18 protein-coding genes and 2 tRNA genes are annotated in these 19,888 nt (G+C 76.0%); 15 read left to right on the top strand and 5 right to left on the bottom strand.

Annotation, left to right across the window (positions count from 1 at the left end):
* Window positions 1–32 precede the first annotated feature (32 nt).
* The 3 genes from ACI8AB_RS17295 to ACI8AB_RS17285 all read left to right on the top strand — a co-directional run bounded on the left by ACI8AB_RS17295 (window position 33) and on the right by ACI8AB_RS17285 (window position 3,680).
* Entirely contained in the window at window positions 33–1,349 is a 1,317-nt protein-coding gene (locus tag ACI8AB_RS17295) for an alpha-hydroxy-acid oxidizing protein (RefSeq protein WP_456951130.1), read from the top strand.
* 64 nt (window positions 1,350–1,413) lie between these two features.
* Window positions 1,414–2,838: an amino acid permease gene (locus tag ACI8AB_RS17290; RefSeq protein ID WP_456951129.1), complete on the top strand. Its 1,425-nt coding sequence runs from the start codon at window positions 1,414–1,416 to the stop codon at window positions 2,836–2,838.
* Window positions 2,835–3,680, top strand: a complete 846-nt coding sequence (locus ACI8AB_RS17285) for a universal stress protein (protein WP_456951128.1) — start codon at window positions 2,835–2,837, stop codon at window positions 3,678–3,680. The genes ACI8AB_RS17290 and ACI8AB_RS17285 overlap by 4 nt, the downstream gene beginning before the upstream one ends.
* A 121-nt stretch (window positions 3,681–3,801) precedes the next feature.
* Here ACI8AB_RS17285 and ACI8AB_RS17280 read toward each other — a convergent pair whose 3' ends face one another.
* Window positions 3,802–4,542, bottom strand: a complete 741-nt coding sequence (locus tag ACI8AB_RS17280) for a MerR family transcriptional regulator (RefSeq protein WP_456951127.1) — start codon at window positions 4,540–4,542, stop codon at window positions 3,802–3,804.
* 63 nt (window positions 4,543–4,605) lie between these two features.
* On the opposite strand from ACI8AB_RS17280, the gene ACI8AB_RS17275 reads away from it, so the two are divergent.
* Window positions 4,606–5,073 carry a DUF6194 family protein gene (locus tag ACI8AB_RS17275; RefSeq protein WP_456951126.1) on the top strand — a complete coding sequence of 156 codons (468 nt, stop codon included), beginning with the start codon at window positions 4,606–4,608 and terminating at the stop codon, window positions 5,071–5,073.
* A gap of 62 nt (window positions 5,074–5,135) precedes the next feature.
* Here the strand turns inward: ACI8AB_RS17275 and ACI8AB_RS17270 are convergent.
* The 3 genes from ACI8AB_RS17270 to ACI8AB_RS17260 all read right to left on the bottom strand — a co-directional run bounded on the left by ACI8AB_RS17270 (window position 5,136) and on the right by ACI8AB_RS17260 (window position 6,573).
* Window positions 5,136–5,208: transfer RNA gene (locus ACI8AB_RS17270), tRNA-Arg, on the bottom strand.
* Between the two features lie 21 nt (window positions 5,209–5,229).
* Window positions 5,230–5,318 (bottom strand) — tRNA-Ser (locus tag ACI8AB_RS17265).
* Window positions 5,319–5,412: 94 nt separating this feature from the next.
* Window positions 5,413–6,573, bottom strand: a complete 1,161-nt coding sequence (locus tag ACI8AB_RS17260) for an MFS transporter (RefSeq protein WP_456951125.1) — start codon at window positions 6,571–6,573, stop codon at window positions 5,413–5,415.
* A gap of 136 nt (window positions 6,574–6,709) precedes the next feature.
* On the opposite strand from ACI8AB_RS17260, the gene ACI8AB_RS17255 reads away from it, so the two are divergent.
* Window positions 6,710–7,243: a CGNR zinc finger domain-containing protein gene (locus ACI8AB_RS17255; RefSeq protein WP_387988461.1), complete on the top strand. Its 534-nt coding sequence runs from the start codon at window positions 6,710–6,712 to the stop codon at window positions 7,241–7,243.
* 20 nt (window positions 7,244–7,263) lie between these two features.
* Window positions 7,264–8,706 carry a phosphatase PAP2 family protein gene (locus ACI8AB_RS17250; RefSeq protein ID WP_456951124.1) on the top strand — a complete coding sequence of 481 codons (1,443 nt, stop codon included), beginning with the start codon at window positions 7,264–7,266 and terminating at the stop codon, window positions 8,704–8,706.
* Window positions 8,707–8,791: 85 nt separating this feature from the next.
* Here ACI8AB_RS17250 and ACI8AB_RS17245 read toward each other — a convergent pair whose 3' ends face one another.
* Entirely contained in the window at window positions 8,792–9,433 is a 642-nt protein-coding gene (locus ACI8AB_RS17245; RefSeq protein ID WP_456951123.1) for a hypothetical protein, read from the bottom strand.
* Window positions 9,434–9,575: 142 nt separating this feature from the next.
* On the opposite strand from ACI8AB_RS17245, the gene ACI8AB_RS17240 reads away from it, so the two are divergent.
* The 9 genes from ACI8AB_RS17240 (at window position 9,576) to ACI8AB_RS17200 (ending at window position 19,866) form a co-directional block, all read left to right on the top strand.
* Window positions 9,576–10,121 carry a DoxX family protein gene (locus tag ACI8AB_RS17240; RefSeq protein ID WP_456901616.1) on the top strand — a complete coding sequence of 182 codons (546 nt, stop codon included), beginning with the start codon at window positions 9,576–9,578 and terminating at the stop codon, window positions 10,119–10,121.
* Complete coding sequence (locus tag ACI8AB_RS17235; protein WP_456951177.1) at window positions 10,118–11,170, top strand: PHP domain-containing protein; 1,053 nt, start codon at window positions 10,118–10,120, stop codon at window positions 11,168–11,170. The genes ACI8AB_RS17240 and ACI8AB_RS17235 overlap by 4 nt, the downstream gene beginning before the upstream one ends.
* 106 nt (window positions 11,171–11,276) lie before the next feature.
* Window positions 11,277–12,239, top strand: coding sequence for an alpha/beta hydrolase family protein (locus ACI8AB_RS17230; RefSeq protein WP_456951122.1), 963 nt, complete (start codon window positions 11,277–11,279; stop codon window positions 12,237–12,239).
* A gap of 374 nt (window positions 12,240–12,613) precedes the next feature.
* Window positions 12,614–13,507: a glycosyltransferase family 2 protein gene (locus ACI8AB_RS17225; protein ID WP_387988466.1), complete on the top strand. Its 894-nt coding sequence runs from the start codon at window positions 12,614–12,616 to the stop codon at window positions 13,505–13,507.
* Entirely contained in the window at window positions 13,504–14,526 is a 1,023-nt protein-coding gene (locus tag ACI8AB_RS17220; protein WP_456951121.1) for a glycosyltransferase family 2 protein, read from the top strand. The genes ACI8AB_RS17225 and ACI8AB_RS17220 overlap by 4 nt, the downstream gene beginning before the upstream one ends.
* A complete protein-coding gene (locus tag ACI8AB_RS17215) occupies window positions 14,523–15,347 on the top strand; it encodes a polysaccharide deacetylase family protein (RefSeq protein ID WP_456951120.1) in 825 nt (274 codons plus the stop codon). The genes ACI8AB_RS17220 and ACI8AB_RS17215 overlap by 4 nt, the downstream gene beginning before the upstream one ends.
* Before the next feature lie 33 nt (window positions 15,348–15,380).
* Window positions 15,381–17,954 carry a glycosyltransferase family 2 protein gene (locus tag ACI8AB_RS17210; protein WP_456951119.1) on the top strand — a complete coding sequence of 858 codons (2,574 nt, stop codon included), beginning with the start codon at window positions 15,381–15,383 and terminating at the stop codon, window positions 17,952–17,954.
* Window positions 17,951–19,267, top strand: coding sequence for a lipopolysaccharide biosynthesis protein (locus ACI8AB_RS17205; RefSeq protein WP_456951118.1), 1,317 nt, complete (start codon window positions 17,951–17,953; stop codon window positions 19,265–19,267). Before ACI8AB_RS17210 ends, ACI8AB_RS17205 begins: the two co-directional genes overlap by 4 nt.
* A complete protein-coding gene (locus tag ACI8AB_RS17200; protein ID WP_456951117.1) occupies window positions 19,264–19,866 on the top strand; it encodes an acyltransferase in 603 nt (200 codons plus the stop codon). The genes ACI8AB_RS17205 and ACI8AB_RS17200 overlap by 4 nt, the downstream gene beginning before the upstream one ends.
* Window positions 19,867–19,888 lie beyond the last annotated feature (22 nt).

The raw sequence follows: 19,888 nt of genomic DNA, 5'->3' as shown, positions 1-19,888 counted from the left end.
GGGCCGGTGAGCCGGATCACTACGGTGGCCCCGTGGACTCAGCAGCCGGGACCGGTCGCCGCCGCCAGAACGAGGTCTACCGCGCCGGGGTGTACGGGCGCTCGCCGCTCGTCCCCACCACCGCGGAGCCCCTGCAGCGCCGGGCGCGGGCGCGGCTGACCGCCCGGGCCTACGCCTACGTGGCCGGCGGCGCCGGGGAGGAGAACACGCAGCGGGCCAACCGCGCCGCCTTCGACCGGTGGGCCGTCGTCCCCCGGGTGCTGCGCGACGTGAGCGACCGCGACACCTCCGTGGAGCTGCTCGGGCGGCGGATCCCCGCGCCGGTGCTGCTCGGCCCGGTCGGGGCGCTGGAGCTGGTGCACCGGGAGGCCGACCTCGCGGTGGCCCGCGCCGCGGCGTCCCTCGGGGTGCCGTTCGTCTTCTCCAACCAGGCGTCGGTGCCCATGGAGACGTGCGCGCAGGCCATGGGCGACGCGCCCCGCTGGTTCCAGCTGTACTGGTCGACCTCCGACGAGCTGGTCGAGAGCCTGGTCGGCCGGGCCGAGGCCGCCGGCTGCGAGGCGCTGGTGGTCACCCTCGACACCACGATGCTCGGCTGGCGCCCGCGCGACCTCGACCTCGGGCACCTGCCGTTCGCGCTCGGCAAGGGGATCGCCCAGTACACCTCCGACCCGGCGTTCCGGCGGCTGGTCGAGGCCCGCGTCGCCGCGGCCGGCGACGCCGCCCCCGCGCAGGCGGGCGAGGCCGCCGGGCGCGACCGCCAGCCCCGGCCCACGCTCGCCGCGGTGCTGGCGATGGTCGGGATGGCCCGCGCCTGGCCCGGCCCGCTCCGGGAGAACCTCCGCTCGCCGCTGCCGCGGGCCGCCGTCGAGACGTTCCTGGCCACCTACTCCCGGCCCTCGATCACCTGGGCCGACCTCGCCTGGCTGCGGGCCCGCACCCGGCTGCCGATCCTGCTCAAGGGGGTCCTGCACCCCGACGACGCCCGCCGGGCGCTGGACGAGGGCGTCGACGGCGTGGTGGTGAGCACCCACGGCGGCCGGCAGGTCGACCGCTCGATCTCCGCGCTGGACGCGCTGCCCGACGTCGTGGCGGCCGTCGGCGACCGCGGGCCGGTGCTGCTCGACAGCGGCGTCCGCAGCGGCGCCGACGTGCTGGTCGCCGTCGCCCTCGGCGCGCGGGCGGTGCTGCTCGGCCGGCCCTACGCCTGGGGCCTGGGGCTGGCCGGGGAGGAAGGCGTGCGGCAGGTCGTCTCCGACGTCCTCGGCGAGTTCGACCTGACGCTCGGCCTCACCGGTCACACCTCGGTCGCCGAGCTGGGCCCGGAGGTGCTCCGCCGGGTGGGCTGAACTCGCCGCCCCCGTGCAGAGGCGGGAGGGTGGGCGCGGTCGACCCGCCGTCGAGGAGGTCCGCGTGAGTGCTCCCTCCGTGCGCTCCCAGCTGTTCCGCCGCAAGCCGGTCGCGCTCATGGTCGAGGAGACCGGCGCCGGCGACCCCGAGGGCGGAGCGCTGGCCCGCCGCATCGGCGTCGGCCAGCTCATGGGGCTGGGCATCGGCGCCACCATCGGCACCGGGATCTTCTTCGTGATGAGCACGGCCGTGCCCGAGGCCGGCCCCGCCGTCGTCGTGTCGTTCGTCCTGGCGGCGATCACCGCCGGGTTCACCGCGCTCTGCTACGCGGAGCTGGCCTCCACCATCCCGGTCGCGGGCTCGTCGTACTCCTACGCGTACGCGACGCTCGGCGAGGTCGTCGCCTACGTCGTCGGCTGGTGCCTGGTGCTGGAGTACGCGGTCAGCTCGGCGGCGGTGTCGGTGGGCTGGAGCGAGTACCTCAACGAGCTGCTCGACGACCTGCTGGGCGTGCGCATCCCCGACGCGCTGGCCTTCGCCCCCGGCGCGGGTGGCGCGGTCAACCTCCCGGCCATCGTGCTGGTGACCCTGTGCGCGCTGCTGCTGGTCCGCGGGGCCAGCGAGTCCGCGCGGGCCAACGCCGTCATGGTCGTGCTCAAGGTCTGCGTCCTGCTGTTCTTCGCCGCCGTCGCGTTCACCGCCTTCGACGCCGGCAACCTCGCGCCCTTCGCCCCGCTCGGCGTGGCCGGGATCAGCGCCGCGGCGTCGTCGATCTTCTTCAGCTTCATCGGCCTGGACGCCGTCTCCACCGCCGGCGAGGAGGTGCGCGACCCGCGCCGGACGCTGCCGCGGGCGATCGTCGGCGCCCTCGTCGTGGTGACGGCCGTGTACCTGCTGGTCGCCGTCGCCGCGGTCGGCGCCCAGGCCGCCGGCGCCTTCGAGGGTCAGGAGGCCGGGCTCGCGGTGATCCTCGAGGACGTCACCGGGTCGCGCTGGCCCGCGATCGTCCTGGCCGCCGGGGCGGTCGTCTCGATCTTCTCGGTGACGCTGGTGACCATGTACGGCCAGACGCGGATCCTGTTCGCGATGAGCCGGGACGGCATGATCCCGTCGCTGTTCAGCCGGGTCGACCGCCGCACGCTGACCCCGGTGCGCGGCACGGTCGCCGTCGCGCTGTTCGTCGGCCTGCTGGCCGGGTTCGTCCCGCTGGACTTCCTCGTCGACCTCACCAGCATGGGCACGCTGGTCGCGTTCACGGTGGTGTCCATCGGGGTGGTCGTGCTGCGCCGCACGCAGCCGGACCTGCCGCGCGGCTTCCGCGTGCCCGGCTTCCCGGTGGTGCCGCTGCTGTCGGTGGTCTTCTGCCTCTACCTGATCTGGGGGCTGCCCGGCGTCACCTGGGCGCTGTTCGCCGGCTGGCTGGCGATCGCCGCGGTCGTCTACGTCACCTACGCCCGCACCCACTCGGCGCTGCGGACGCCCCGGTGACCCTCGTCGTCGGCCACCCCGCCGACCTCGAGGACGGCGGCGCGGCCCACCTCCGGCTGGCCGCGACGCTCGCCCGCACGGGCGGGGACGACGTCGTGGTGGCCACGGTGGTCCCGCGCGGCTTCCCCGACCCGCGGGTGGACCACGAGTACCGGACGTGGGTCGCCGACGTCGTCCGCTCCCGCCAGGGCCGGGCGGCGCACGACCTGCGGCAGGCCGGGGTGGCCGAGGTGCGCACCGTCGCCCTCGAGGCGCCGTCGGTGCCGGCCGGGCTGGTCACCGTGGTCGGGCAGGTCGGCGGGACGCTGCTGGTCCTCGGCCGGGAGGGCGCGGTGCCCGAGCACCTGCTGCGCTCCTCCCCCGTGCCGCTGGCGCTGGCCGCGCGGGCGGGCGCGCCGGGGCCGCGCGTGACGCGGCTGACCTGCGCGTGGGCCGGCACCGACCGCTCCCGCGCCGCGCTGGCCTGGGCGCAGCGCACCGCGGCCGCGTGGGAGGTGCCGCTGCGCCTGGTCACCTTCGCGCCCGAGCGCGACCCGCTGCTGCCCTCGGAGACCGGCCTGCACGTCGAGCGCGAGGTGGCCTCCGCGTGGGCCGGGCAGGCGCGGGAGGAGCTGGACCGGGTGGCCGCCGGCCTGCCCGGCCCGCCGGGGACCGCGGTGGCGCGGGGCCCGGGGTGGCCCGGTGCGGTGTCCGCCGCGGGGTGGTCCGACGGCGACCTGCTGGTCGTGGGCTCGTCCCGGCTGGGCCCGCTGGCGCGGGTGTTCCTCGGCTCGACGGCGACCCGCATCGTGCGCGCGGCGCCGGTCCCGGTGGTCGTGGTCCCGCGCGGCACGGAGGGTTGAGGGACACGCCCGCCCGGGGTTGACGCCTCCTGTGATGCGGCTCACAGTGGACGTGGGCGGGGGCAGCCGGCAATCGAGTGGCCACCGACAGCTCGGTGGACCGACCAACGCGGCCAGACCGTCAGGACCGGCCCCCCGCCCCTCGATCCCCTCCCCCGAGGCCCGCGCCGAGCAGCGCGGCGAGCGCGGCGGTCCCCTCGAACAGCGCCCGGGACCGGGCGTCGACGTCGGCGTCCCGGGCGGCCAGCGCGGCGCGGACGTCGTCGTGCCGCCCCGCCTCGCGGAACCGCGGCACGAGCTCCCGGAGCGGGCCGATGCCGTACCCCGCCCGGCGGAGCTGGTGGACGATCCGGGCGTCCCGGACGTCGGCCGGCGAGTAGCGGCGCGCCTCGCCGGCTCCCCGTCTCGGGCTGACCAGCCCCTCGGCGTCCCAGTGCCGCAGGGTCGACGGGCGCACGCCGAGGGCCGCGGCGAGCTCGGCGACGCCCATCGCGTCCGAGGGCCGCACGTCCCGGATCGGCTCACCGGCGATCAGCTCCGCGGCCTCGCGGGCGAGGGTCAGGTCGCGCCGCTCGGCGTCGAGCCGGGCGTGGGCGGCGTCGAGGAGGCGGAGCAGCCCCGGCGGGTCCCGGTGGGCGGCGCGGAGGAGCTCCGTGGCGTGCACCGGCCCGACGGCGGCCGCGAGCGCGCGGTGGGCCTGCGCCGCGCGGACGTGCTCCTCGGCGAAGGTGCGGTACCCCGACGCGGTGCGCCCGGCCGGAGGCAGCACGCCCGCGGCCTCGAGGTCACGCACGTGCTGCACCGAGCACCCGGCCCGCCGGGCGACGTCGACCGTCCGCAGGCCCGACTGGAGACTCCGCACCGGTTCCTCCCCGTCTCCTCGGGCCCGACCCTCCACAGGGACCTGGATGCCACGCTCGAAGGCGTGGACATCGACGAGATCATCGGTCACGTCACCTCACTGGGCGGCGTCCTGGTCCTGCGGCCGGGCCCGGGCGACGGCTCGCCGGAGGCGGCCTGGGGCGACGTCTTCCTCCACTGGGCGCCCGACGGCGTCGTGCCGCGGACCCAGCCGTTCGCGACGGTCGTGACGAAGGACGCACCCGGCGACCGGTCGTCGCGGCTGGACCGGCCCGGGACGTTCCGGGTGAACGTCGGCGTCGGGCGGGAGGAGTTCACCGCGCTGGTCGGCCGGGCGCCGCGGGAGCCGGCCGGCGACGACGAGCCCGCCCCGGACACGACCGACACCGTGCTGGCCCACCCGGTCTACGGCGAGCTGGGCTGGGTCTGCGTGGTCGACCCGGGGCCGCGGACGGGGGCGACGGTGCGCGACCTGCTGACCCGGGCGCACGCGCGGGCCCGGGCGCGGACGGAGCGGCGGGCGCGGGCGTGAGGAACACCACGGCCCCGCTCCTGCGCGAGGAGCGGGGCCGTGGCGGTGTCTCAACCAAGACGTGCACCCGAAGGGATTCGAACCCCTAACCTTCTGATCCGTAGTCAGATGCTCTATCCGTTGAGCTACGGGTGCGTGCTGTGCAGTTGTCGTGCGCGGAGGCTCCGGGATTTGAACCCGGGATGGGGATTAACCCAAACCGCATTAGCAGTGCGGCGCCATAGACCGGACTAGGCGAAGCCTCCCGGGGTCCGAGTCCCCCCGGAACCACCGGGGAAGAGACTACCAGCGGCCTCCGCGGCCCTCCCAGCCCGGGGGGTCCGGGCCGGGAGGGCGGGCTCAGACGGCCACCCGCTCCCGCGGGGACGACACCGCGCGACGCCCTGGCAGCAGGGTCACCAGCACCGCGACGGCGGCGCCGGCCACCGCCAGCACCAGGCTGCCGGTCACCCCGTGCGGGCCGTCGATCAGCGCCCCGCCGAGCGCTGCGCCGACCGCCGAGGCGCCGGTGGCCATCGTGGAGAGCCAGGTGAAGGCCTCCGTGGTGGCGTGCGCCGGGGCGAGGGCGCCGACCAGCGAGTTCTGCACGGTGAGCGTCGGCGCGATCGCCGTCCCACCGAGGAACAGCAGCGCGCCGAGCACCCACGGGCTCGACGCCGCGGCCAGCGGCGCCAGGCCGATCGTGACGCCGAGCAGCAGCCACCGGTACTGGCGCGGCAGCGAGGCGCTCACCACGCGGGCACCGAACCACAGGCCGCCGGCCACCGAGCCCAGCGACCACAGCGCCAGCAGCAGGCCCGACATGCCGGGCGAGCCGGCGGCGTCGGCGAACGCCGGGATGGCCACCTCCAGCGCGCCGAAGCCGAGCATCAGCGCCGAGCCGCTGACCAGCACCCGCGGCATGCCGGGGGCGAGCACGGTGGCGAAGGGGCTGGTGCGCTGGGCGGCCGGCACGGGCGTCCAGCCGCGCAGCGCCCTCGACGTCGCGATGCCCAGCGCGCCGGCCACCGCGAGCAGGCCGGCGACGCCGAGCGCCCACGCCGGGCCGGTGAGGACGGCGAGCGTCGCGACCAGCGTGGGGCCCGCGACGAAGACCAGCTCGGTGGCGGTGGCGTCGAGGGCGAAGGCGGTGCCGCGCACCCGCGGGTCGACCCGCGACCACAGCGCCCGCACGGTGCCCGACACCAGCGGCGTCGCCGCACCGGCCGCCGCCGACGCGGCGACGACGACCGCGATCGGCGCGCCGCCGAGGACGACGGCCACCAGCACGGCGAGCAGGAGGGGGTAGGCGCCGGCCTGGCCGAGCAGGACCGGGCGCGGGGTGCGCCGGTCGGCGAGCCGGCCGAGCACCGGCGCCATGGCGGCCATCGCGAGGCCGTAGGTCGCCGACGCGAGGCCGGCGGCGGCGTAGGAACCGGTCTGCTGCTGCACCATGAGCAGCAGCGCCAGCGGGACCATCGCCGAGGGCAGCCGGCCGGCGAAGCCGGCGAGCAGCAGCACGGGGGCGGACGGCAGGCGCCAGACGGACAGGTACGCACGCACGACGGAACTCGCTTCGGAAGATCGAGGAAGAGGAACAGTAGGGGGTCAAGAGTCGTTGACCCCCTACGACGATAGCAGGGCGGTAGGGAGTCACATGGACTACGACACCTACGGGTCGAACGCCGTGGAGCTGGCCATCGACCTGGCCAACGCCGACCGCGCGGCGGATCCGGACTGGGCGGTGGCGTTCCTGCGCGCCCACGACGAGTGGTTCACCCCCGAGACGGCGCTGGAGCTCTCCCCCGCCGAGACCCGCCGCGCCGCCGCGACCTCCGACCTGGTCCGCGCGGTCGCCGTCGCGGGGACGCAGGACGACGTCATCGCCCGGCTCAACGAGCTGCTCGCCCTGGCCCGGCCGCACCCCTACGCCACCGACCACGACGGCGAGCTGCACCTGCACTACGCGCGCCCCGACGCCTCCGCGCTCGAGCAGCTGACGACGACGGTGGCGATGGGGCTGTCCCAGGTGGTGGCCCAGCACGGGTGGCAGCGGCTCGGCGTCTGCTCGGCCGAGGGCTGCGACGACGTCTACGTGGACACCTCGCGCAACGCCAGCCGCCGGTACTGCTCGAACACCTGCGCCAGCCGCTCGACCGTCGCCGCCTACCGGGCCCGCCGCAAGGCCTGAGGAGGGCTAGCGTCCCGCGGGTGACCCCGCTGCGGCTGCGCCACTGGGACGCCCGGCTGCACGCCGCCGTCGGCGCGCTGCCCGCGAGCCCGGCCGACCGCTGGCTGCGGCGGCTGTCGCGGGCGGCCGACCACGGCAAGCTCTGGTTCGCGATCGCCCTGGTGCTCGGGCTGCGCCGCGGGGCGCCGCGGCGGGGCGCGGTGCGGGGCCTGGGCTCGCTGGCGGTGGCCAGCGGCGTGGTCAACGCCGTCCTCAAGCGGCTGTTCGGCCGGGTGCGGCCGGACCTGGCGAACCTGGCGGCCGACCGTCGGCTGCGCCGGGCGCCGCACACCCTCTCCTTCCCCAGCGGCCACTCGTCGTCGGCGGCCGCCTTCGCCACCGGCGTGGCGATGGAGGACCCGCTGGCCGGCGCCGCGCTGGCCCCGCTCGCGGTCGCGGTCGGGTACTCGCGGGTGCACGTGGGCGTGCACTACCCGGGTGACGTCGTCTCGGGGCTGGCCATCGGGGCCGGCGTGGCGCTGGCCGGCCGGCGGTGGTGGCCCGTGCGCCCGACCGAGCCGGCGCGCGTGCGGCCCGGGAGCAGCGCCCCCGCGCTGCCCGACGGCGAGGGCCTCGTCGTCGCCGTCAACCCGCGGTCGGGGCCGGAGGGCTACGACCCCGCCGAGGAGATCCGGCGCCTGCTGCCCCGCGCCGAGGTGCTGGCGGCGTCCGAGGGGTGCGGCGTGGGCGACCTGCTCGAGGAGGCCGCCCGGTCGGGGCGGGCCACGGCGCTCGGCGTGGCCGGCGGGGACGGCAGCGTGGCGGCCGCCGCGGCGGTGGCGCTGGAGGCCGGGCTGCCGCTGGCCGTCCTCCCGGCGGGGACGCTCAACCACTTCGCCCGCGACCTCGGGGTCGAGACGCTCGAGCACGCCGCCGACGCGGTGACGGCCGGGCAGGCGGTGCGCGTGGACGTCGCCGACGTCAACGGGGTGCCGTTCCTGAACACCGCGAGCATCGGCGTCTACCCGGAGCTCGTGCGGCGCCGCGACGCGCTCGAGGGGCGGCTCGGCCGGTGGACCGCGACGGCGGTGGCGGCGGCGCAGGTGCTGCGCGCCGGGACGCCGGTGTCGATGGTGCTCGGCGGGCGGCCGGTCGAGGTCTGGATCCTGTTCGTCGGCAACTGCCGCTACACCCCCCGCGGCCTGGCGCCGGCGTGGCGGCCGCGGCTGGAGGACGGCCTGCTCGACGTCCAGTACCTGCGCGCCGACGTCCCGTTCAGCCGCACCCGCGCCGTGCTCGGCGCCCTGCTCGGGATCAGCGACCGCAGCTCCGGCTACGCCACCTCCGCGACGCCGGAGCTGCACGTGCACCTGTGGTCGGGCCCGCAGCGCGTCGCCTACGACGGCGAGACGGGCGAGGCGGCGTCGTCGTTCGTGTTCGGCAAGCGCGCGCCGCTGACGGTGTACTGCAGCCGCACGGCCTGACCCCGCGCCCCGTCGCGGGCGTTCCTCGCGCCCTGCCGGCCCGGCGGCACCCGCGACGCACGGGGAACACCCCCACCCGGTCCGCTCACCGGCCGGGGTGAGCGGCCGACGTCCCGGACCGGACCACCGCCAGGACCGCCACCGCGGCGAGCGCCTCGCCGAGCTCCTCGACGAACGTCGCCGACGCCGCCCCGGCACCACCGGCGAGCAGCCCGGCCAGGTGGGTGAGCACGTCGAGGCCCAGGGCGGCGAGGGCGTAGCCCGCGAGCGCGGCCACCACCGGCACCGTCGCGGGGACGTCCCACGCCCGGCCCGCCACCGCGAGCAGCCACAGCGACGGCACGGCGACGGCGAGCCCGAGGAGCAGCGTCGTCAGCGGGGACGTCCCGGCCTCCGCCAGCGAGTGCGCGCTCGCCAGCTTCACGACCGCGAGCGCCAGCCCCGCGGCCGCGACCGCCGCCCACCACGGCCGGGCCCGGCCGGTGGCCGAGCGGCACGCGCGGCCCGCGAGTGCCGCCACGGCGACGAAGACGCCGGTGGTGAACAGGCGCGGGAGCCCGCCGACCGCGTCGAGGTCGAGCAGGTGCCGCACCGACGGGACCGCACAGTGCCCGAGAACGCAGCTCAGCCGCACCGCGAAGGCGGTCCCGAAGAGGACGATCGCGGCCAGCCCGAGCAGGAGCACCCACCACGCGCGCCGCCACTGCGGACGGGCCGACGGGTGCACCGGCCGATCATCCCGTGTTGCGGGCGGCACCTGCACCGACCGAGCGCGGGGAGGTGCGGATCACTAGGTTCCGATCAGGTGTCCCGAACCGCTGCCTGGGCAAGGGACACGCCTGAGGTCCCATCGACGGAAGAGGTCATCCATGTTGGTCCGCCGGATCGCCCGGCCCCTGCTCGCAGCGTCGTTCCTCTACGGCGGCGTCGACACCCTGCGCAACCCGCAGACCCGTGTGCCGGGGGCCCAGCCGGTGGTCGACACGATCACCAGGACGGCGGACCAGCAGCTGCCGGTCCAGGTGCCGCGCGACACCGAGCAGTGGGTGAAGATCGACGCCGGCATCAAGGTGGGCGCGGGCGCGCTGTTCGCGCTCGGCAAGCTGCCCCGCCTAAGCGCGCTCGCGCTGGCCGGGAGCATCGTCCCGACCACCTTCGCCGGACACCGCTTCTGGGAGCACGAGGACCCGGAGGAGCGCTTCGGCCAGCTGTCGAACTTCCTCAAGAACGCCGGCCTGCTCGGCGGCCTGCTGATCGCCGCCGTCGACACCGAGGGCCGCCCGTCGGTCGGCTACCGGGCCCGCCGCGCGGCCAGGCGCGCCGCCGAGTCGACGGAGAAGAACTACGAGAAGGCGACCCGGCGCGCGGCCAAGGCCCAGAAGAAGGCCGCCAGGAAGGCGAGGAAGGCCAGCTGAGCACACCCCTCGGACCCGCGGCCGCGCTCCGGAGGATCGCCTTCCTCCTGGAGCGCGCCCGCGAGCCCACGCACCGGGTCGCCGCGTTCCGCACCGCGGCGGCCGTCGTCGACACGATCGGGCCCGAGGAGCTCGACCGGCGGATCCGCACGCGCACGCTCACCGACCTGCGCGGCATCGGTCCCAAGACCGGCGCCGCGATCGTGCAGGCGCACGCCGGCGAGGTGCCGGAGTACCTGGCCCGGCTCGAGGAGGCCCACTCCGAGCTCGTGCCGCTGGCCGACGACGTCGCCGAGTTCCGCGCCACCCTCCGCGGCGACCTGCACACGCACTCGGACTGGTCCGACGGCGGCAGCCCGATCCGCGAGATGGCCGAGGCGGCGATCGGGCTGGGCCACGAGTACATGGCGCTGACCGACCACTCCCCGCGGCTGACCGTGGCCAACGGGCTGACGGCGGAGCGGCTGGAGCGCCAGCTCGACGTCGTCGCCGAGCTCAACGCGGAGCTCGCGCCGTTCCGGATCCTCACCGGCATCGAGTGCGACATCAACGTCGACGGCAGCCTCGACCAGACCGACGAGCTGCTCGGCCGCCTCGACGTCGTGGTGGCCAGCGTCCACTCGGACCTGCGCGCCGAGTCCGCGGCCATGACCGAGCGGATGCTCGCCGCGGTCGCCAACCCGCACACCGACGTCCTCGGGCACTGCACCGGGCGGCTGCTGATCCCCCGCGAGCAGCGGGAGGGACGGCGGCAGCGGCCGCGGCCGGAGAGCGCCTTCGACGCCGAGGCCGTGTTCACCGCCTGCGCGCAGCACGACACCGCCGTCGAGATCAACTCCCGGCCCGAGCGGCTGGACCCGCCGCTGCGGCTGCTGTCCCTCGCCGTCGAGCTGGGCTGCCGGTTCGCCGTCGACACCGACGCGCACGCCCCCGGCCAGCTCGACTGGCAGGACAACGGCTGCGAGCGCGCCGTCGAGACCGGCGTCGACCCCGACCGGGTGGTCAACACCTGGACCGCCGACGAGCTGCTGGAGTGGACCGCCGGCTGAGCGCGGTCCCCGGCCCCCCGGTGGCCGGTCGGGCGGTGACGTGTGAGACCTCCCACCGGGCGCCCTGGTCCCGGGGTGCTCCAGCCCGATGCCGGAGACTGGGGTCATGGCGAACCGCTGGCGCGACCGCGTCCTCCTCGCACTCGTGGCTCCCCTGCTCGTCACCGGCTGCACCTCCGCCACGCCCGACGACGCGACGCCCGAGGACGCGACGCCGGCCGAGCCCACCGCGCTGCAGGTGACGAGCACCACGGTCACCTTCGAGGACCCGTCGAGGCCGACCGTGGACGACCAGGGCAACCAACTGGCGGCGAGCCGGACGCTGGAGACCACGATCTGGTACCCCGACGGCGGTGGGGGCCCCTACCCGCTGGTCGTGTTCAGCCACGGCTACCTGGCCTCGCCCGAGGCCTACGAGGAGCTGCTGAGCCGCTGGGCCTCGGCCGGCATGGTCGTCGCGGCGCCGCGGTTCCCGCTGAGCGCGGAGGGGACCGAGGAGATCCGCGCCGACGTGCTGCAGCAGCCCGCGGACGTGTCCTTCGTCCTCGACCAGGTCCTCGAGCTCGGCCGGACGCAGGGCAGCGACGTGGAGGGCGTCGTCGACGAGGAGCGGCTCGCCGCGGCCGGGCACTCCCTCGGCGCCCTGACGACGGCCCTGCTGCGCAGCGAGGGGGACCTCGACGACCGCTTCGACGCCGCGCTCGTCCTCGCCGGCGGCGAGCTGACCTACCTCGTCCCGGAGCTCGGGCAGCAGCTGACCCGGCCGTTCGCCGAGGCCGGCGCCCCCGTCCTGTTCGTCCACGGCGGCAACGACGACGCGATCCCGCTGGAGCAGGGCGCGGAGCTCTACGGCAGGGCCCCGGAGCCCAAGGCCTTCATCGAGGTCCCCGACGCCGACCACAGCCGTGCCTACGACGACGACAGCTCCCCGACCTGGCCGGTGATCGCCGAGGCCACGACCGACTACCTCGAGTGGGCGCTCGACGCCGACCCGGAGGCGCTGACGCAGATGCGGTCGGCCGTCGAGGAGTCCGGGACCGCCGAGATCGTCGACGACCGACTCGGCTGATCCCGCCGGGGCCGGGACACCCGCCCGGGTGGGTCGTCCACCCCGGCGGGTGGACGGCTCCGGCGATCGGCTACCGTGGGTCCTCGACCGTCAGCGGTGTTCACCCGATGACGTGACGCACCCATCACTCTGTGGACACGGCGACGACTCTCCGTCAGCATGGGAGTGCGACGCCGGCCAGGTGGCACGGGGGACCAGCACACCGATGTGCCGTCACGCGTCCCGGGTTCCCCTGCGCCGACTGACCGGCCAGCGAGGACACCACTCAGCAGCAGCACCACGGGTAGCGATGACCCGTCGGGCGACTTGGTCGCCATCCACCCGACGGCGAGCAGAGGCGAAACCGGACCCGACTCCGCAACGAGAGGACCGGCATGCGCCCACACGAGGGCACCGCACTGCACCACCACCCCGGCACCGCGCCCCGGATCAGCGTGGTCATCCCGACGTACAACGAGGCCAAGAACCTCCCGCACGTCTTCGCCCTGCTCCCGGAGGACCTGCACGAGGTCATCGTGGTGGACGGGCGCAGCGTCGACGACACCGTCGAGGTGGCCCGCAGGCTCCGTCCCGACGTCGTGGTGGTCCGCCAGAACCGGCGGGGGAAGGGCAACGCCCTGGCGTGCGGCTTCCGGGCGGTGACCGGCGACATCGTGGTCATGCTGGACGCCGACGGCTCGGCCGACCCGCGGGAGATCCCGGCCTACGTCGCGGCGCTCACGTCCGGTGCCGACTTCGCCAAGGGCACGCGCTTCGCCCCGGGCGGCGGCAGTGCCGACATCACCAAGCTGCGGGCGTGGGGCAACCGCTGGCTCAACCGGATCGTCAACGTGCTCTACGGCACCTCCTACAGCGACCTCTGCTACGGGTACAACGCCTTCTGGACGCACTGCCTGCCGGTGCTCGCCCTCGACGCCTCCGACGGCGAGCGCGACCACAAGGCCTGGGGTGACGGGTTCGAGATCGAGACGATCATCAACACGCGCGTGGCGAAGGCCCGGCTGACCATCGCCGAGGTCCCCAGCTTCGAGTTCCCCCGCCTGCACGGGCAGAGCAACCTCAACACCTGGCGGGACGGCCTGCGGGTCCTGCGCGCCCTGCTCGTCGAGCGGGTCAACGGCACGCGGGGACCGGTCACCCGGCCGGCGTCGGTCACGTCCGCGACGACGGCTCCGTCCCCGCTCGGCACCGGGCACCAGCCGTCGGCCGGGGACTGGGCGGCGCTGCGGCCGCGCGCCGGCGTGGTCGGCGTCGAGGAGGTGGCATGACCACCGTCGCCGTGGTCGTGCCCTGCTTCAGCGAGGCCCGCTGGACCGACATCCTGCGCGCGGTGGACTCCGCGGCAGCGCAGACCGTCCCGGTCGAGCTGATCGTGGTCGTCGACCACAACGACACCCTCCTGCACCGGCTGCGCCGCGAGATCGGTGACCGGGCGCGCGTCGTGGCCAACCAGTACTCCCGGGGTGCGTCCGGCGGGCGGAACACCGGGGCGATGGTCAGCACGGCCGAGCTCATCGCCTTCCTCGACGACGACGAGGTGGCCGAGCCGACCTGGATCGAGGAGTTGCTGCGGGCCCACCGGGCGGCCCCCTTCGCCACCGGCGTCGGCGGAGCGATCGAGGCCCGCTGGCCGGGCGGTGCGCCGCGGTGGTTCCCCGAGGAGTTCTCCTGGGTCGTCGGCGGCTCGATCCCCCGGCGCGGGGGCACCGACGTCCGCAACGTCTGGGGCGCCAACCTGCTGGTCCGCCGGACCGCGCTCCTGGCGGTCGGGGGCTTCAGCAACGACTTCGGCAAGGTCGGTGACGCCTCCCAGCCCGAGGACACCGAGCTGTGCCTCCGCCTCAACGCGCACAACGGCCCGGGCTCCCGCTGGCGGTTCACCCCCTCCGCGGTCGTGTGGCACGAGGTGCCGCCGGAGCGCCGGACGTTCCGCTTCTTCCTCCGCCGCAGCCACCTGGAGGGCGCCGGCAAGCGGCACATGGCGGCGCTCCCGACCGCCGGCGAGCACGTCCTGGCCGAGGAGGCCGCCTACGTGCGCTCGGTGCTGCTGGCCGGCGTGGGTCGCAACCTCGCCGCGGCGCTCCGGGGGGACGTCGTCGGCGGACTCGGCCGGGCTGCCGCCATCGTGGCCGGGGTCGCGGCGGCAGGGCTCGGGTACCTCACCGCACGGCCGGGCTCCTCCCGGCCGGCCGCCCCCGTGGCCGTCGTCGACGACCTGGGCCGCGGGACCCCGGACGAGGGCAGGGCCGCACCGGCGCGCCGTCCCCGGGCCGGAGGTGCACGGTGAGCGCCCTCGCCGTGGCCGGGGACCTCCTGCGCCCGTCGGTGCGGTGGCGGATGCCCGTGCTGATGTACCACTCGACCCCGGCGGCACCGCCGGCCGCACCGAACGAGCACGCCGTCCCCGTCGGTGAGCTCGCCGAGCAGCTCGGCGCACTCGCCGCGGAGGGATGGCGCCTCCTCGGCCTCACCGAGGCGCTCGCGGCCCGCGCCGCCGACCCCGACGCCCGGGTCGTGGGCGTGACCTTCGACGACGGCCTGCTCGACTTCACGAACGCGGTCGAGGTGCTGGTCTCGCTGGGCGCCCGCGCCACCATGTACGTCCCCACCGGCGACGTCGGACTCCGGTTGCCGCCCGGCGACCCGCACGGGTCACGGCTGAGCTGGTCGGAGCTGGCCGACGCCGCGGACGCCGGCGTCGAGATCGGCAGCCACTCGGTCAACCACCGGACGCTCGACACGCTCTCCTCCCGCGACCTGCGCACCGAGGTGGTCGACAGCCGGCGGGCCCTCGAGGACGCCCTCGGCCGGCCGGTGGTCTCCTTCTGCTACCCCCACGGCTACTCGAGCCGCCGGGTCGCGCGCGCGGTGGCCGAGGCGGGTTACTCGAACGGATGCATCGTCGGGCGGAGGATCGCCACGTCCGCGGATGATCCGTACCGTGTTCCCCGCCTGCACGTCCGGCCGGGGGACACCGGCGACGCCTTCCGGGCGCTCGTCGAGAAGGGCGAGCCCGGGCTCGCGCCGCACCTCAAGCGTGTCGCCGCGCCGGCCTGGCGCACCGCTCGCCGCGCCGCCAAGCACGTGCTGGGCCGCGAGCTGACATGAGCTCCACCGGGGGAACGGACGGATCGAACTGAGATGGCGCTGGTCGACGACACCGCCCCGGCGGTCGACACCGCCGCGGCACACGTCCTGGACGTCGAGCTCTCGGACCCGGTGGGTCCGCTGCAGCGCACGGCTCCGGACGGGACGACCGCGGACGAGGCGTGGCTGCTGCTGCGCCTGGACGGCGAGCCCGTGGGGTGGGAGGTCGTGCCGCTCCCCGATCAGGGGATGCGGGCCGACGAGCTCCAGCGGCTCCTGGACAGCCGGTGGGGCGACGTCGTGCGCCGCCGTCGCGCCGCGGGTCCCGGCTTCGGCGAGGTGCACGCCCGCCACCTCGCCGTCGCTCCCCGCGCCAGCGTCGTCCTGTGCACCCGGGAGCGGCCGGAGGCGCTGGCCGGCTGCCTGGAGAGCCTGACCGCGCAGGACCACCCCGACTTCGCGGTCTGGGTGGTCGACAACGCGCCGGTCACCACCGCCACCGCGGACGTGGTCGCGGGCTTCGCCGGCCGTCTGGACATCCGGTACGTCGTCGAGCCGCGGCCCGGCCTGTCCCGGGCACGCAACCGGGCCCTGCAGGAGCCGCTGGAGGGTGAGGTCGTCGCCTGGATCGACGACGACGAGGTCGCCGACCCCATGTGGCTGTCGGAGCTGACCCGCGCCCTGACCGAGCGGCCGCAGGCCGCCGCCGTGTCCGGGCTGGTCGTCCCCGCCGAGCTGGCGACCCGTGCGCAGGTCTGGTTCGAGCAGTTCGGCGGGCACAGCAAGGGACGCGGGTTCACGCCGGCCGACTTCGGGCCGGGCAGCGGGGACCGCCAGAGCCCCCTGTACCCCCTGCCCCCCTTCGGGGTCGGCGCCAACATGGCGTTCCGCACGGCGGCCCTGCGCGCCGTCGGCGGTTTCGACGCCGCGCTCGGCGCCGGCACCCTGACGCACGGCGCCGAGGACACGCGGGTCTTCACCGACCTGCTGCGCTCGGGCCTCCCGACCCTCTACCGCCCCAGCGCGGTCACCCGGCACTTCCACCGCCGCGACGTGGCCGGGCTCCGCCGGCAGATGGAGGGCTACGGCACGGGCCTCACCGCCTTCTACACCTCCCTGGTCGTCGACTCGCCGCCCGTCCTCCTCCGGCTGGCCGCGCTGGCCGGCAGGGCGGTGCGGGACATGACCAGCTCCGACAGCCTGCGCGTCTCCGGTCTCGCGGCGGACTTCCCCGCCGAGCTGCTGTCGGCGAACCGGGCCGGGATGCTCCGCGGACCCGGCGCCTACATCCGGCAGCGGCGGCTGGACCGGCGGCTGGACCGGGAGGCCGGCGCCGTCCCCGCGGCGTCGCCCGCCGGGGACGGCGGGTGGCGGCCGACCAAGGTCGTCCACTGGGACCTCGACGGGACCGACGGTCCCGTCCTGGCCGACGAGGACGTCGCCCGCTACGGGGCGGTGCACGTCGTCGCCCGGCGCGGGGCCCGGCCGGTGGGGCTGTTCACCCTCCCCCTCCCCGAGGCGCTCGACCGCGACGCCCGCGACGCCGCGGTGCAGCGGCTGGTGGAGCCCGCGCCGGAGGACGCCCCGGTCGCGGCCGGGGGTGCGCTGCCGAGCGTCTCCGTGGTGATCCCGACGATGCTCGAGCGGCCCGCGGGGCTCTCCCGCTGCCTGCGGGCCCTGCTCGACCAGGAGCTCCCGCCGGTCGAGGTGCTGGTCGTCGACAACCGCCCCGGCACCCCCGACGGCGACGCCGCCGCGGCCGTGCCGGAGCTCGGCGACCCGCGGGTGCGCCTGCTCCGCCAGCCCGTCCCCGGGATCTCGGCGGCACGCAACCGCGGCGTCGACGAGGCCGTGGGGGAGGTCGTCGCCTTCACCGACGACGACGTCGAGGCCGATCGTCACTGGGTCCGGGCCCTGGCGGAGCGGTTCGCGACGGAGCCGGCCCTCGACGGGCTGGGCGGCCTGGTCGTCCCCAGCGAGCTGGAGACCCCGGCGCAGGAGCTGTTCGAGCAGCACAGCGGTGGGGCGGCGAAGGTGCTCGTCGCCGAGACCCTCCGCCTCGAGCGCCCGCGCGCCCGGTCCTGGCACCCGGCGCGCTACCGGGTCCTGGTGCAGCGACGCGTGGACGGCGCCCTCCGGACCGTCCGCACGCACTCGCTCTACCAGCTGGGCACCTTCATGGGCGCGAACATGGCCTTCCGGACCGCGGCCCTGCGTGCCCAGGGGCCGTTCGACCAGGCCCTCGGCACCGGGACCCCCAGCCGCGGCGGCGAGGACGTCGACATGGTCGTCCGGATGCTGGCGTCCGGCCGCGCGCTCGGGTACGAGCCCTCGGCGATCACCAGCCACGCACACCGCCGCACCGACGCGGAGCTCGCCCGCCAGATGGCCGGCTACGGAACGGGGTTCACCGCGCTGCTGACGGCCGTCGTCGCGCGCGACCCCCGCCACCTGGTGGGGCTGGCACACGCAGCGCGCACCGTGGCACGGAGTCGGCTCCGCCCCCGGGACCCCGGCGTGACCACCCTGCTCGAGGGCCTCCCGGCGGAGCTCCGCCGGCTGCGCCTCCGGGGCATGGTGTCCGGGCCCCGCGCCTACCTCGCAGCCCGCGCGAAGGAGACCTCGTGACCGCCACCGCGGCCCCGCGCAAGCGCCGGGCCATGGAGCTCAACGCCGTGGCGCTGATGGCCTCCACGGTCCTCACCGGTGTCCTGGGCATCGTGTTCTGGATCGTGGCCGCCCGCCTGCTGCCGGCCTCGGCGGTCGGTCAGGCGTCGTCGGCCCTGTCCGCCATCACCTTCCTGGCTGGGCTGGCCCAGCTCAACATCGTCAGCGTGCTGCTGCGCTTCGTCCCGCAGGCCGGCCGCGCGACCGGGGGCTTCATCGCCCGGGCCTACGGCCTGGCGCTGGGCATGGGCCTGGTGGTCACCCTCGGCTTCGTCGCACTGGGCTTCGGCAGCGCCATCCTCGGCGACGAGTGGTTCGTCCCGCTGGTCTTCGTGGGCGCGACGCTGTGCTACGCCCTGTTCCTGGTCCAGGACGGCGCGCTGACCTCCCTCGGCGGAGCCGTGTGGGTGCCCCTGGAGAACCTGGTGGCCGGGCTGCTCCGCGTGGCCCTCCTGTTCCCGCTGGTGCTCCTGTCCAGCCGCTGGGGTGCGCTCGCCGCGCTGGTGGTGCCCACCCTGCTGGCCGTCCTGGTGGTCAACACCTTCGTGTTCCGCCGGCTGGTCCCCCGGCACGTCGCGACGTCCACCGGGTCGGCCGACGTCGGCTGGAGCTCCATCAAGGGGTTCGTGGCCGGGGACTACGCGGCCAGCGCGCTGGCCAGCTGCGTCGCGCTGCTCCCGCCCGTGCTCGTCTCCGCGGAGCTCGGCAGCGAGGCGGCCGCCTACTTCTACGTCCCGTGGTACGTCAGCGTCTCCTTCGGCACGCTGGTGTGGAGCATCGCCATGGCCTTCGTCGTCGAGTACGCCAACGACGCGGCCGCCTTCCGCCGGCTGATCAAGCGGTCGATGCGCCTCACCGCGCTGGTGAGCGTCGCGGCGACGACGGTCTCCGTGGCCGCCGCGCCCCTGCTGCTCGCCCTCCTCGGCTCCCAGTACGCCGACCAGGGGACCACGCTGCTGCGCATCATCGCCCTGTCCTTCCCCTTCAGCGCCGGGTTCGTGGTCTTCACCGCCCTGAGCGTGGCGCGCAAGCGGCTGCGGCCGCTGGTGACGGCCCTCGCGGTCAAGGCGGTGGTGTTCCTCGCGGTCACCGCCGTGGGCCTCACCGACTTCGGCCTCGAGGGGCTCGCGCTGGTGTACCTGGCCGCCGAGGTCGTCACGGCGCTCGCCGTCCTGCCGATCGGGCGGCGGCTGTACCGGGAGCTCGTGGCGAGCGCGGGCCGGCCGCGGCAGGCGGAGACCGAGGTGCCCGCCCGGCCCGAGGCCGCGTCGTGACCACGGCGCCGCCCGCCGGCCGGGGGACGCCGCGCCGGTCCGACCTCCGGCTGCTGGTCGAGTCGCTGCGCCTCGACGCGCGCGTCTTCCGGCGCAACCTCTGGTTCAACCGGGTGGCGGCCTCCTTCGCCGTCCCCAAGGTGCTGCGCCGCACGCTCTACCGGCTCGGCGGCATGGCGGTCGACTCCTTCGCGGTGAGCCCCGCCTGCCGCTTCGAGGGGGATCCGCGCAACGTCCGGATCGGGGCGCGGAGCTACCTGAACCTGCAGTGCTACATCGAGGCCGTCGCGCCGGTCGAGATCGGCGTCGACTGCGCCGTCGGCATGCAGACGATGATCATCACCTCGGACCACCGCGGTCCGGGCGGGACGTGGCGGTCGCAGGCCAGTGGCCTGCCCGTGGTGATCGGGGACCGCGTGTGGCTGGGCGCCCGCGTCACCGTCCTGCCCGGCGTGACGATCGGCGACGACGTGGTCGTGGCGGCGGGAGCGGTCGTGGCGGCCGACTGCCTGCCCCGCGGCGTCTACGCCGGTGTCCCCGCCCGTCGTGTCCGCGAGGTCGGACCCAGCAGGATCGGCGCAGGAGAGGCGACCACATGAGTTCCACCAGTGCACCGACGGG

This window comes from Geodermatophilus sp. SYSU D00698 (assembly GCF_054050335.1).
Note: the sequence above shows the minus strand (reverse complement) of the source record. Positions and strands in the feature narration are given on the sequence as shown.

Excerpts from the sequence above, each read along its gene's own strand:
- ACI8AB_RS17255 (WP_387988461.1), top strand. The coding sequence starts at position 6,710 with ATGGACTACGACACCTACGGGTCGAACGCCGTGGAGCTGGCCATCGAC.
- ACI8AB_RS17240 (WP_456901616.1), top strand. The coding sequence starts at position 9,576 with ATGTTGGTCCGCCGGATCGCCCGGCCCCTGCTCGCAGCGTCGTTCCTC.
- ACI8AB_RS17230 (WP_456951122.1), top strand. The coding sequence starts at position 11,277 with ATGGCGAACCGCTGGCGCGACCGCGTCCTCCTCGCACTCGTGGCTCCC.
- ACI8AB_RS17225 (WP_387988466.1), top strand. The coding sequence starts at position 12,614 with ATGCGCCCACACGAGGGCACCGCACTGCACCACCACCCCGGCACCGCG.
- ACI8AB_RS17220 (WP_456951121.1), top strand. The coding sequence starts at position 13,504 with ATGACCACCGTCGCCGTGGTCGTGCCCTGCTTCAGCGAGGCCCGCTGG.
- ACI8AB_RS17210 (WP_456951119.1), top strand. The coding sequence starts at position 15,381 with ATGGCGCTGGTCGACGACACCGCCCCGGCGGTCGACACCGCCGCGGCA.